This is a genomic window from Thermoanaerobacterium butyriciformans (assembly GCF_017874545.1).
Classification (GTDB): domain Bacteria; phylum Bacillota; class Thermoanaerobacteria; order Thermoanaerobacterales; family Thermoanaerobacteraceae; genus Thermoanaerobacterium; species Thermoanaerobacterium butyriciformans.
Map to the genome: position 1 here is coordinate 1 of NZ_JAGGLT010000049.1, position 12,194 is coordinate 12,194.

13 protein-coding genes, 3 tRNA genes, 1 rRNA gene, 1 other RNA gene and 2 riboswitches are annotated in these 12,194 nt (G+C 32.8%); all 18 genes read left to right on the forward strand.

Annotated features, from left to right (window positions below; genetic code table 11):
* Nucleotides 1–161 precede the first annotated feature (161 nt).
* A complete protein-coding gene (locus J2Z80_RS14420; RefSeq protein ID WP_340371402.1) occupies nucleotides 162–851 on the forward strand; it encodes a DUF234 domain-containing protein in 690 nt (229 codons plus the stop codon).
* Between the two features lie 157 nt (nucleotides 852–1,008).
* A tRNA-Arg gene (locus tag J2Z80_RS14425) sits at nucleotides 1,009–1,085 on the forward strand.
* 16 nt (nucleotides 1,086–1,101) lie between these two features.
* Nucleotides 1,102–1,548, forward strand: a complete 447-nt coding sequence (locus J2Z80_RS14430; RefSeq protein ID WP_041587502.1) for a nucleoside deaminase — start codon at nucleotides 1,102–1,104, stop codon at nucleotides 1,546–1,548.
* A tRNA-Ser gene (locus J2Z80_RS14435) sits at nucleotides 1,535–1,624 on the forward strand. Before J2Z80_RS14430 ends, J2Z80_RS14435 begins: the two co-directional genes overlap by 14 nt.
* A 12-nt stretch (nucleotides 1,625–1,636) precedes the next feature.
* A tRNA-Ser gene (locus tag J2Z80_RS14440) sits at nucleotides 1,637–1,730 on the forward strand.
* A gap of 137 nt (nucleotides 1,731–1,867) precedes the next feature.
* Nucleotides 1,868–2,133: signal recognition particle sRNA large type (gene ffs, locus J2Z80_RS14445), an RNA gene on the forward strand.
* A gap of 154 nt (nucleotides 2,134–2,287) precedes the next feature.
* The gene (locus J2Z80_RS14450) at nucleotides 2,288–4,180 is read left to right on the forward strand and encodes an HD domain-containing phosphohydrolase (RefSeq protein ID WP_209455009.1); all 1,893 of its coding nucleotides are present in this window, start codon (nucleotides 2,288–2,290) and stop codon (nucleotides 4,178–4,180) included.
* 58 nt (nucleotides 4,181–4,238) lie between these two features.
* Nucleotides 4,239–5,840, forward strand: a complete 1,602-nt coding sequence (gene dnaX / locus J2Z80_RS14455; RefSeq protein WP_209455010.1) for a DNA polymerase III subunit gamma/tau — start codon at nucleotides 4,239–4,241, stop codon at nucleotides 5,838–5,840.
* Nucleotides 5,841–5,912: 72 nt separating this feature from the next.
* Nucleotides 5,913–6,248, forward strand: a complete 336-nt coding sequence (locus J2Z80_RS14460; RefSeq protein ID WP_015310620.1) for a YbaB/EbfC family nucleoid-associated protein — start codon at nucleotides 5,913–5,915, stop codon at nucleotides 6,246–6,248.
* Nucleotides 6,249–6,261: 13 nt separating this feature from the next.
* Nucleotides 6,262–6,861 (forward strand): recombination mediator RecR, encoded by a 600-nt coding sequence (gene recR / locus J2Z80_RS14465; protein WP_209455011.1) that lies wholly within the window; start codon nucleotides 6,262–6,264, stop codon nucleotides 6,859–6,861.
* A gap of 301 nt (nucleotides 6,862–7,162) precedes the next feature.
* Nucleotides 7,163–7,265, forward strand: a riboswitch (SAM riboswitch).
* Between the two features lie 63 nt (nucleotides 7,266–7,328).
* Nucleotides 7,329–8,621: a homoserine dehydrogenase gene (locus J2Z80_RS14470; protein ID WP_209455012.1), complete on the forward strand. Its 1,293-nt coding sequence runs from the start codon at nucleotides 7,329–7,331 to the stop codon at nucleotides 8,619–8,621.
* 70 nt (nucleotides 8,622–8,691) lie between these two features.
* Nucleotides 8,692–8,752: riboswitch (Fluoride riboswitch) on the forward strand.
* A 57-nt stretch (nucleotides 8,753–8,809) separates the two neighbouring features.
* Nucleotides 8,810–9,211 carry a fluoride efflux transporter CrcB gene (gene crcB / locus J2Z80_RS14475; RefSeq protein WP_209455013.1) on the forward strand — a complete coding sequence of 134 codons (402 nt, stop codon included), beginning with the start codon at nucleotides 8,810–8,812 and terminating at the stop codon, nucleotides 9,209–9,211.
* On the forward strand, nucleotides 9,211–9,582 hold the full coding sequence (crcB, locus tag J2Z80_RS14480; RefSeq protein ID WP_209455016.1) for a fluoride efflux transporter CrcB: 372 nt from the start codon (nucleotides 9,211–9,213) through the stop codon (nucleotides 9,580–9,582). Before crcB (J2Z80_RS14475) ends, crcB (J2Z80_RS14480) begins: the two co-directional genes overlap by 1 nt.
* A gap of 43 nt (nucleotides 9,583–9,625) precedes the next feature.
* Nucleotides 9,626–10,798, forward strand: a complete 1,173-nt coding sequence (locus tag J2Z80_RS14485) for an HD-GYP domain-containing protein (RefSeq protein ID WP_209455014.1) — start codon at nucleotides 9,626–9,628, stop codon at nucleotides 10,796–10,798.
* A gap of 48 nt (nucleotides 10,799–10,846) precedes the next feature.
* A complete protein-coding gene (locus J2Z80_RS14490) occupies nucleotides 10,847–11,113 on the forward strand; it encodes a DUF2508 family protein (protein WP_209455015.1) in 267 nt (88 codons plus the stop codon).
* Nucleotides 11,114–11,166: 53 nt separating this feature from the next.
* Entirely contained in the window at nucleotides 11,167–11,439 is a 273-nt protein-coding gene (locus J2Z80_RS14495; RefSeq protein ID WP_013296628.1) for a pro-sigmaK processing inhibitor BofA family protein, read from the forward strand.
* Nucleotides 11,440–11,524: 85 nt separating this feature from the next.
* Nucleotides 11,525–11,773: a DUF1657 domain-containing protein gene (locus tag J2Z80_RS14500; protein ID WP_013296629.1), complete on the forward strand. Its 249-nt coding sequence runs from the start codon at nucleotides 11,525–11,527 to the stop codon at nucleotides 11,771–11,773.
* Between the two features lie 335 nt (nucleotides 11,774–12,108).
* Nucleotides 12,109–12,194 (forward strand): 16S ribosomal RNA (locus J2Z80_RS14505); the annotation flags it as partial.

Sequence of the window (12,194 nt, forward strand, 5' to 3'; positions counted from 1 at the left end):
GAATATGAAAATTAATTAACTTTATATAATGGATAAGGTTAAATTATTTTGCTTTTTATATCACTTTTTATATTGAAATAATTTGCTGTATAACAGTATATGAAAATATTAAGACTAAAATATTAGATAAATCATCATATCTCTATGAAGAACCTAAATTATTGCTAAGACAAGAAGTTAGAGAACCTGCTTTGTACAATTCAATTATAGAAGCAATAGCTACAGGTGGAAGCAAATTAAATGAAATATCTACAAAAGTAGGTATTGATACTGATAAGTGCTCTAAATATATTTCTACATTGATAGACTTAAAAATACTCGAAAAAGTTACCCCTGTAGAACTAAAAGCTAAAAGTAGAAAAAGCATATATAAGATCAAAGATAATTTTTTCAGATTTTGGTACAGGTTTGTTTTTAACAACAAGACATTGATAGAGCAGGGATTGCTTGATGAAGTCATTGAAAACAAAATTAAGTCGTCAATGAATAATTTTTTGGGATTAGTGTATGAAGAAATATGTATAGATTATCTTAAAATTTTAAATAAGAATAAGAAGCTTCCGTTTATTTTTGAAGAAATAGGTAAATGGTGGGGCAACAATCCGTATAAAAGACGTGAAGAAGAGATTGATATTGTTGCTATCAATAATGATAATATAATATTTGGAGAGTGCAAATGGCAAAATCAAAAGATAGACATGGCTGTTTTAAACGACTTAATAGAAAAAAGTGCATTGTTTGATTATCAAAACAAATATTATATCTTATTTTCAAAAAGTGGTTTTACCAGTGAAGTGGCTAATTTTGCATCATATAGCAATAATATTATTTTGGTAGAAAACTTTGATTAGGAGGTTTTTAAGGTCATAGAAGAATTTCTGAGGCTTTTTGAAGCAAGCATAAGTCTCATATCTAAAAAATGGATTGGACTAACCATCTTGATTAATTTAAGCACGTATTGTATAATGATATTGACAAAATTCAAATTTTATATATAATATAAATCATGCGCCCGTAGCTCAGCAGGATAGAGCAACGGTTTCCTAAACCGTGTGCCGGAGGTTCGAGTCCTCTCGGGCGCACCATTTATGTGTGATTGAGATGTACAATAAATATATGAAATGCGCTATTGATGAAGCTGTGTTAAGTCTTAAACTTGGTGAGATGCCGGTTGGTGCAGTTGTCGTTAAAGATGGTATAATCATAGGAAAAGGGCATAACTTAAAAGAAACTGAAAAAGATGCAACGCAGCACGCTGAAATCAATGCAATAAAAGATGCTTGCAAAAATATTGGAGACTGGAGACTCAATGACGCATCGCTGTATGTAACATTAGAGCCATGTCCTATGTGTGCAGGTGCTATAATTGAATCTAGGATAAAAAGAGTGTATATAGGTGCTGAGAGTCATGATAGCGGTGCTGCAGGCACTGTGTATGATTTTTTAAATAAGAAAGTTGACGTATATTTTGGTATTATGGAAGATGACTGTAAAAAATTAATAAGTGATTTCTTTAGTAGACTAAGGCAAATCCGGAGAGATGGCTGAGTGGTCGAAAGCGCTCGCCTCGAAAGCGAGTGGGCGGATTTCCGCCTCGTGAGTTCGAATCTCACTCTCTCCGCCATGAAAATATCATGGAGAGATGGCTGAGCTGGTCTAAGGCGCACGACTGGAAATCGTGTGTACCCACAAAATGGGTACCGAGGGTTCGAATCCCTCTCTCTCCGCCATAAAACACATATCCCATCTTAATCCATAACATCCATTAAAAATCTCAATCAAAATGTTGATTTTTACATATAGACGATGTATAATAAACTTTGTATTGCGCAAAATAATGTCGTAAGTTAATAAATGACTTACATGGCCGTACTAGATGGGGAGGTAGCGGTGCCCTGTAACCTGCAATCCGCTATAGCAGGGTCGAATTCCCGAGCCGAGGCATGATTACTGTAAGGCTGGCGTAAGTAAGTGATTATGATATTCAAGTCCTCCGCAATGGAAATTTGTGAACCCCGCCAGGTCCGGAAGGAAGCAACGGTAAGCAAATACTTTCATGTGCCGGGGGAGTGCTTGAATGGAGTTAACTGCTTATGTAACGCTTATGGTAACATGACAGAGTCGGGTGTGCGGCCTTTTATTATTACCTTTGATTATTAAAAAAATTTAATACTTATTAGTAAAGTATAATACACAAAAAATATTCTGATATTTAAAATTTGTGTAAAGTTTTTTTTTATATTGTCGAAAATATCAATAGTGATTTTAACTGCTTAGGGAGGTATTTATGTTTAAAAGTTATCGCAGCCGATTGTTTGCAATAATATTTGGAGTTTCGGTTTTTGTGTACCTTCTTTCATTTGTACACATTATAAAAGGGATTGGAAATAACATATTTACATCTATTTTAATTTTGCTTATTTCAGTTTTTATAGCAATGAGAGAATCTAAATACATGTCATATCCTCTGGAAAAATTAAATGAATGTGTTAAAAGAATTACAAATGGTGAATACGATTATAATATTGATATAGATGTAACAGAAGAATTTGCAGAATTATCAAAAAATTTTAATAAAATGTCTTCTAAGTTAAAGTCGAATTATGAAGAACTAAAAAAAGAATCTCAGGAGTTAATTAAAAAGAATAATGAATTGCAAGACCTGTATATGGAACTTGAAGCGTCATATGAGCAGATGGAGGCTGTTACAAATGAACTTGAAGCATCAGAATCAAGGTATAGAACATTGGTGGATAATATGTCGGATATTCTTTGGTTTACCGACAAAGAGTACAATGTAGAATTCATAAATAACAGATCTTTGAAATTTTTAGATTATTTACCTGATGAAATGATAGGTAAAAAAATTTTTGAATACATTGATGATGATGATAAAAAATTAATGGAAGATTTAATGACCGGAAAAATAAATATGTCAGAAATAAAATTCAAAAAAAGAGACGGCTCAACAATTTTGACTGAGACTAGAGTCAAGCTAGTGAAAAATAGTGAAGATGAATTGCTGGGAATTCAAGGATTGTCTAGAGATATAACAGATTATTGCAATGCAAAAAAGGAGATACTGGAGAGAAATAGGCAGATTCTTGCTATAGGAAATGTGACACAATTGTTGACTAAAAATTTAGAGCCCCATGATATACTTTATTCTATAGCAGAAAAAATATCAACAATACTGTCTTCTCCATTGTGTACCATAAGAACTGTCAATGAATCAGGAAAATTGGAGCTTATGGTGGCAGCAGGGGAGTTAAAAGATATGCCTCTTTTAAAAGAGCTATCTTTAACAAGTGATGAAAATGTTAAGCTTCTTGTATCAAAGGAAATTACGATTTTAGATGCGAATAAATTTCCAGCAGATTACGTTTTGTTAAAAAGGCTTAAACAGCTAAATGTCAAGAATATAATTTCTGTTCCGCTAATATCGAAAGACAAGGCTGTAGGAACATTAAACATATTAACGACATCAAGATTAGCAAATGATATAAGCTTATTGCGATCTGTTGCTGATAGCGTATCTATTGCTATAGAAAATGCCAATCTCTACGATAATCTAAGAAATTGGTATCTAAGGGCAATTGATGCGCTGGCGTATGCGGTTGAAGCAAAAGACAGATATACTAAGGGACACTCTTTGAGAGTTTCAAAATATGCAGCAATTATAGGCGAAAGTATGGGGCTTCCAAAAGATGAAATAGAGAAGTTAAAAATTGCTGGCATATTACATGATATAGGTAAAATTGGAATATCAGATAAAATACTCACAAAACCTGGAAAACTTACAAAAGAAGAGTATGATAAGATTAAACAGCATCCTAGCATATCGAGGAAAATTTTGGAGCCTATAGGGCTTTCGAAAGATATAATAGATGGAATCGAGAAGCACCATGAAAGGTACGACGGAAAAGGCTATCCCTTTGGGCTTGATGATGATAACATACCATTGATTGCTGCGATACTGTGTGTTGCAGATTCATTTGATGCAATGACATCTGATAGATCATACAGAAAAGGGATGCCTTTTGACGAAGCCGTAAATGAATTATTAAAGTATAAAGGGACACAATTCAATCCGCGGGTGGTAGATAGTGTAATATCTATTTACATGAGAGACAGAAAAAAGATTGAGAGAATCAAAAGAGAAATTGAGATAGCTAACTAAAAAGGATATAGAAAAGTATCCTTTTTTTTGTTACAATTAAGTAAATGAGGTGTTTTTTATGTATCAGTCGTTATACAGGAAATACAGACCTCGAAATTTTAGTGAGGTTTTAGGGCAGAATCATATTGTTAGAACGTTAAAAAATCAGATAAAGACAGGAAGAATAGGACACGCTTATCTTTTTTGTGGGACTAGAGGTACAGGTAAAACCAGTGTTGCTAAGATTTTCGCAAAAGCAGTCAATTGTCCTAACAGTGTAGAAGGTGAGCCTTGCAATAGATGCCAAATATGTGAATCTGCAAACAACAATTCCCTTATAGATATAATAGAGATAGATGCAGCATCAAATAACAGCGTTGATGATGTAAGAGAATTGAGGGACAATATAATATATGCACCATCAATATGTAAGTACAAAGTGTATATTATCGATGAGGTTCACATGCTGTCAGGAAGTGCTTTTAATGCGCTTTTAAAAACGTTGGAGGAGCCGCCATCACATGCTATATTTATATTGGCAACTACAGAGCCAAATAAGATACCGGCTACTATTTTGTCAAGGTGTCAGAGATTTGATTTTAAAAGGATACCATCAAAGGTTATTTCACAAAATATAGGGAAAATTGCCAAAGACAGCAATATAAACATAGAGAATAGAGCTATTGCGATGATTGCCCGGCATGGAAATGGCTCTATGAGAGATGCTATAAGCATACTTGAACAGTGTGTGTCATACAATGATGTTTTAACGTATGATGATGTATGTGACATTCTTGGTACTGTAAATGATGATACATTATATACTCTTGTAAAAAGAATAAATGATAGAAACGCAAAGGAAGTCATAAACCAGATAGATAAATTGATGCTTTATGGCATAGATGTAAGCAACTTGATCAAAGCGATGTTGTCATTTTTGAGGGACATTGTTATTTACAAAACATGCGGTACAGAGTCTGAAGAAATATTAGAAACAGAGATAAATGATAAAATATTGAAGGCGTCGGAATTTGATATGTCGTTTTTGTCTAACGCTATAGAAAAGTTGATCGATTTACAAGGAAAAATTAGATACGCGCAATCACCAAGAATATTATTTGAAATAACAGTATTGAAGCTTATGAATCCTGAAATATCACCTGATATAGACAGCATTTTAGATAGGATTAAGAAACTTGAAAATAGATTGAATAACGTTAAAGTAGCATTTAATGGGGAAAATGATGCTGGCATTATATTAAAAAAAGATGTAGTAAAATCCGAAAAAGGTGTTGAAGATGATGAAGTTGATGCAGATGAAATAAAAAATAAGCATGTAAAAATTACTGAGAGTACAGAAAAAAGCGATAAAATCGATGTAAATGAAGTCTTTAAAGAAGTACTAAATATAATAAAAAAAGATAGACCTATGATTTTTTCTTTTTTAAGTTTAGGCAAACCGTATTTGAAAGACGGTAATTTTATGATAGAATATCCAAAGGAGCATGAATTCTACAAAGATGAACTGAATAAAGTTGAAAATAAAGATTATATTAAAGATGTTATTAAGAAATTGACTGGAATAGATTATATAGTGAACGTAGTAGTCAAAAAAAATGAAAATGACGAGTTGATTGAAGCAGTAAAAAAATATTTTGGCGATGTAGAAATTATAGATTAATTTATCACTACCCAGCCAAAATCAGCATATAAATAGGAAGAGAACACTAAATATTAATAGGAGGTATTGTGAATGGCAAAAGGAGGATTTCCTGGCGGTTTTAACATGAACAACATGATAAAACAGGCGCAACAGATGCAAGAGCAAATGAAGAAAGTGCAGGAAGAGCTTGAAAACAAGACGGTTGAAGAGTCTGCAGGCGGTGGAGCTGTAAAGGTAGTAGCCAATGGAAGAAAAGAGTTGATCAGTATAAAGATTGATCCTGCCGTTGTTGATAAGGATGATGTGGAGATGCTGGAAGACCTAGTCTTAGCAGCAGTAAATCAGGCTTTAAGAAGTGCTGAACACATGATTGCAGAGGAAATGGGAAAAATTACAGGAGGCTTTAATATACCAGGCTTATTTTGAGGTGAATTAATTGATGAATGTTTATTCGAGGTCATTGTCAAGGCTTATTGATGAATTATCAAGACTTCCAGGTATTGGACGAAAAACAGCACAGAGACTTGCATTTTACATCTTGGATATGCCAAAAGGTGACGTTATTAATTTATCTAATGCCATATTGGAGGCAAAAAACAATTTAAAATACTGCAACAAGTGTTATAATTTTACTGATAGCGATTTATGCAATATCTGTAGTGATGAAACCAGAGATTCATCTACTATTTGTGTAGTATCTGATCCGAAAGATGTAGTAGCTATGGAGAAAACAAGGGAGTATCGTGGTTTATACCATGTGCTGCATGGCGTAATATCACCCATGGACGGTATAGGACCAGAAGATATAAAGATAAAAGAATTGCTAGAAAGGATTAATAATAACGACATAAAGGAGATTATATTAGCGACAAATCCCGATATAGAAGGCGAAGCGACTGCTATGTACATTGCAAAACTTATAAAACCTTTTGGCATAAAAGTGACGAGGATAGCACATGGTGTACCTGTTGGTGGTGACCTCGAATATACTGATTCTGTTACTTTATCGAGGGCATTGGAAGGTAGAAGGGAAATGTAAATTTCTTGTAATTATTGTTAAACAAAAATAAATTCGTATCAAAGTAAAAAAAGTTGTGTCAAAGAAAATAAAGTTGTATCATAGAATCATGGTCAGAGGGAAAGAAAAGGCTCCTTCAAGCCATGATTTTTTTGTTCAGAATCAAGAAAATAATAATTAAGGAATAATGCTGAACGCTTTTTTAATCAACTTTCAAAGAGAATTTTAAAATACAAGATATCAAAATTAAAAGAATGCTTGACTGTAATAGTATAAAGTGATAATATATTCATTAATAAATTTAAAAGAGAATATTGAAATCCTCTTATCAAGAGTGGTGGAGGGACTGGCCCGATGAAACCCGGCAACCGGCATTTATATGCGCTTGGTGCCAAATCCTGCAGGAAAAACCTGAGAGATGAGAGGAGTGGCGTATTTTGGCCCTCTTCTCATTGAAGAGGGCCAAAAATTTTTAGGAGGTATCCTACATGGAATTTAAGATTGGATTGTTGGGACTTGGAACAGTAGGAAGCGGAGTCTATAAAATAGTCACATCAAGAAAACAGCATATAAAACAAAAAACGGGGTTTTATCCTGAAATAAAAAAAATACTAGTGAAGCATCCTGATAAACCGAGAAATGTTAATGGTATAGATGAAATACTAACAACTGATGCTAACGAAATCTTGTGTGATAGCGAAATAAGTGCAATAATTGAAGTAATGGGTGGAATTGATCCTGCTTACGATTACGTGAAAAAGGCGATAATTTCTAAAAAACATGTAATTACTGCAAACAAAGAGTTAATAGCAAAATATGGAGACGAGCTTAGAGAAATGGCAGATGAAAATGGTGTATTTTTAAAATTTGAGGCAAGTGTTGCTGGGGCAATCCCTATTATACATCAGATTGAGAGACTCAAAATAACCGATGAAATAAATTTTGTGGGAGGAATAATAAACGGTACGACAAACTACATATTGACACAGATAATAGAAAAGGGAATGAAATATGATGAAGCACTTGCATCCGCTCAAAAACGAGGGTATGCTGAAAGCAATCCAGATTACGATATAAAAGGATTCGATGCTTTGTATAAGCTTGTGATTCTCATAAAAAAAGCATTTGATGTTGATGTTTCTGTTAATTCAATAATGAGATATGGTATAAATGAAATAAAATATGACGATATATATTATGCCGGAAAATGGGGATATAAGATTAAACCATTTGCATGGGCTAAATACGAGAAGGGAAATGTTTATGGGAGTGTAGAGCCTGTACTAATAGAAGCCAACAATATTTTAGCAAGTGTTGGCGATGTAAATAATGCTGTTATACTGAGAGGAGATGGTTTTAAAGAGCTTATTTTTATTGGAAAAGGTGCAGGACAAATGCCTACAGGGGATTCAGTTGTTGCAGATTTAATTGATGTACTATTGAATTACGACATTAAAACAAATCGTACGTCAAAACGTATTTTAGTTTTTAATGGTAGTTTTACAGATGTATTTTATATAAGACTTAAACCCTTTTACAAGTTTAATATAAAAAATATTTTAAAAATTTTTACTGACAATGGTGCTTCGTTTAATGGGTCTGTTTATGATGGCAATACTTTTGCTGCAGTTTTCAAGCTTTTTGATAATGATATAAACAGGTTTATAGAAAGTTTAGAAAATAAAAAAATGTTTACGATAGAGAGTCTCTTCAAGGTGTTGTATAACGACAATGAAGAGGATATTAGACATGTTAACACAATAGAAAGTGAAGCTATATAAAAAATTAGGCAAAATAGAATGTATATCATTATGAAATATTTACTTTGAAAACAAATCTATGATATAATTGTTGTTGTAAGGTGATGGAGCTCACCATTAAATGCGATGATGCTAATGGCTCCTATTGGGTATACTAACTCAATAGGAGCTTGTTTATTACTATCTTATGAAAATGGAGGGTAATTTTCATGGAATATATCTATATAGGAGTAGGTAGTTTTTTCGGAGCAATTTTAAGGTATCTAATTTCTACTTATTATCAAAGTATATTGCATACAGTATTTCCTATTGAGACATTCTTTATAAATATTTTTGGCTCATTTTTATTAAGTTATATATCGAATTTAACGCTTGAAGAATTTAAGGTTAATTTTAATATTAGATTGGCAATTACCACTGGGTTCATCGGTGCCTTTACCACATTTTCAACATTCACTAAAGAAACAATGGATCTATTGAGACATGGAAGAATTACGGTAGCTTTGATTTATGTATTGCTATCCATATTGATTGGATTTATCATGTCATTTATAGGGTTTGAATTGGGAGATAAAACAGCAAAAATATTAAAAGGACGTGAAGACAATTGATATCAAATATTTTTTTAGTAGGTTTAGGAGGAGTTTTCGGTGCAATTTTAAGGTATGAGATATCTAGGCATATTAAGGAAAACAGAGAGATTGTGGTGCCTATTGAAACATTTGTGGTCAATGTATTAGGTGCATTTCTCTTGAATGTTTTGTCAAACCCTAAGATTGTACATTTTTTTGATAATAATGTTAAGTTGTTTATTATGACAGGATTTATTGGAGCATTTACCACTTATTCCACTTTTTCACATGAAACGATACACCTTCTTCGCCAAAAGCACTACATACACGCTTTTTTGTACTCTACTTCCACTGTCATTATCGGTCTTATTGGGGCTTTTTTAGGATATTATATTGGAAATCTATTTTAAATATTGTATTATATTATTGATGATACGAGAAAGGATGGTTCTTTTGTTATTAGATTATTTTAGATTACTGTCAGCATTATCGCTATCACTGGACATCCTTGAGAAAAGAAATTTTGGGCATGCTCGCAAAGTTGCATATGTTGCTATAAGATTGGCAAGAAAGTTAAATATAAAAAGGGATGAAGAGGATAAAATATTTTATTCTGCTTTTCTCCATGACATAGGAAAAAGCGACGTATATGAAGATTTTAATTCAAACAACACATGGGTGCATTCATTGAGAGGAAGCGATATGGTAAAAGACATGCCTAGAGGACATGAATTTTCTGATATCATAAAGTATCATCACGAAAACTGGGATGGAAGCGGATATTTTCATATTAATGGAGATTCTATACCATTTGAAGCTCAGATAATATATCTGGCAGATCAGTTTGATGTGAAATACAATACAGTGTCTATAACAATGAATGAATACGGGACAAGAAAACATATAGAAAAATGGTTTAATGATGAATCAGGGAAATCGTTCAACCCAATAGTGGTAAAGGTATTAAATGACTTAATGAAACAGGAAAAGTTTTGGCTCGATTATGAACATTATGACACGTTTGATGTTTTAAGACCTTATATATCCAATGAAACAATGATAATTGACATAAATGATCTTAGCAAAATTGCACGAGTATTTTCGAATATAATTGATAACAAAAGCCACTTTACTTACAAGCATTCGAAAGGCATATCAGAAATTGCATACAAAGCAGCTTTGATATCGGGGTATGACGAGATGATGGCAAAAAAAGTGAAAATAGCAGGTCTTTTGCATGACTTAGGTAAATTGGCTATCCCAAATGAAATACTAGATAAACCCGATAAATTAACCGAAGAAGAATTTATGATAATAAAGTCTCATACATATTATACTAAGAAAATATTAATGGAAATAGGTGGCATTGATGATATAGCTGAATGGGCTGCAAATCATCATGAGAAATTGGATGGTTCTGGATATCCTGAAGGACTTACTGGAGATGACCTTGACGACATTTCCAGGCTTATGGCGGTATGCGATATGTACCAAGCTTTGACAGAAGATAGGCCGTATAGAAAAGGATTAGCCCATATAGAAGCCATTGATACAATTTATAAACTTGTTAAATTAAATAAAATAGATGGAAGATCCCTTGATATAATAAAAGAAGTTGAATTATAGGTATACTCATCCATGTTGCTGTCAACAATATGGATGAGGAGGTATTTTATGGGCTCACTATATAACATTTTCAAAGAAATTTCAGCTACAAAAGAAGAAAAAAATAATGAAAATGATGCTTTGATAAATGAAGTACAAAATACGATGAGGCAACTTAAGGATGCAGAAATATATTTTCAAAACGTCACAGATCCAGACTTGATAGATCAGGCAATATACAATCTTGAATCTCTTAGAAAAAAATACACATATTTATTAAAAAAAGCTAAAGAAAACGGAGTTAATTTTGACAATTTCAGTTCACTTATATCATAATTTGTCCCCCTCTTAATATAATAATCATAGGATGTATTAAGGGGGAATTTTTTATGAATTTAAGCATTGAATATAATATAATCATAGCATATGTTGTGGGGCTTTTTTTGCTGTATATACTCGGGTGGTTATTAGTTGTGCCAAGGAAGTTTTTATTGAGGCTTATATTAAATGGTATAATAGGAGCATTAGTTTTGTTTTTCATAAATATGGCCGGCAAATCATTTGGGATATACGTTGGTATAAATCCGATAACTGCGCTGATTGTTGGATTTTTGGGCATACCAGGGGTGATTTTGCTTATTGTATTGCAATATATTGTGTAGTAAAAATTTCAAATAACTATAAGTGTAAATAACCTCCTAAATTGAAATAATAAAAGAGGTAATACTTTTTAAGGAGGTTATCAAGATGACTGTAAAGAGTGATATTGAAAAAGCTGTTGCTGCAGCACAGTCGGCACTTGGTACTTACGCTCAGTTTGCCAGTGCAACAGATGATCCAGCAGCAAAGCAAATGTTTCAGCAAATGCAACAAGATATGCAAAGGCATGTCAACATGCTTAATAACAGATTAAACTATATAAATTCAAATAACAAGCTGAATCAACAGCAACAGGCAACACAGCAAGTTCAAAATATACTATCAAATAAAAAATAATTTTTGAGGCATCTAATGATGCCTCAAAAATTTTACATAAAATTAACATAAAACGAGAAAAAAGCAAGCAATTATAAGATAATCAAACATAAAATTGATTATTTACCTCTAAAAGAGCGATAATCATGTTGCAATACATATTTAAAATGTGATATAGTTATATACACAAATTAGTTGATACAAACATTAAAGATTGGTAAATAACATTACCATAAAATACCAGAAAAATAATATTGACAGAGGCAGATGAATGTGGTAATATAGACGATGTCGCGATAAGCGGCGAGAGAATGAACCTTGAAAACCGAACAGTGAGATATGAGAGCAAAGGATATAAACATGAGAGTTTGATCCTGGCTCAGGACGAACGCTGGCGGCGTGCCTAACACATGCAAGTCGAGCGAAGGGAGTACTACGGTAC

Excerpts from the sequence above, each read along its gene's own strand:
- J2Z80_RS14430 (WP_041587502.1), top strand. The coding sequence starts at position 1,102 with ATGTACAATAAATATATGAAATGCGCTATTGATGAAGCTGTGTTAAGT.
- J2Z80_RS14495 (WP_013296628.1), top strand. The coding sequence starts at position 11,167 with ATGAATTTAAGCATTGAATATAATATAATCATAGCATATGTTGTGGGG.
- J2Z80_RS14490 (WP_209455015.1), top strand. The coding sequence starts at position 10,847 with ATGGGCTCACTATATAACATTTTCAAAGAAATTTCAGCTACAAAAGAA.
- J2Z80_RS14450 (WP_209455009.1), top strand. The coding sequence starts at position 2,288 with ATGTTTAAAAGTTATCGCAGCCGATTGTTTGCAATAATATTTGGAGTT.
- J2Z80_RS14470 (WP_209455012.1), top strand. The coding sequence starts at position 7,329 with ATGGAATTTAAGATTGGATTGTTGGGACTTGGAACAGTAGGAAGCGGA.
- J2Z80_RS14460 (WP_015310620.1), top strand. The coding sequence starts at position 5,913 with ATGGCAAAAGGAGGATTTCCTGGCGGTTTTAACATGAACAACATGATA.
- crcB (WP_209455013.1), top strand. The coding sequence starts at position 8,810 with ATGGAATATATCTATATAGGAGTAGGTAGTTTTTTCGGAGCAATTTTA.
- dnaX (WP_209455010.1), top strand. The coding sequence starts at position 4,239 with ATGTATCAGTCGTTATACAGGAAATACAGACCTCGAAATTTTAGTGAG.
- recR (WP_209455011.1), top strand. The coding sequence starts at position 6,262 with ATGAATGTTTATTCGAGGTCATTGTCAAGGCTTATTGATGAATTATCA.
- J2Z80_RS14500 (WP_013296629.1), top strand. The coding sequence starts at position 11,525 with ATGACTGTAAAGAGTGATATTGAAAAAGCTGTTGCTGCAGCACAGTCG.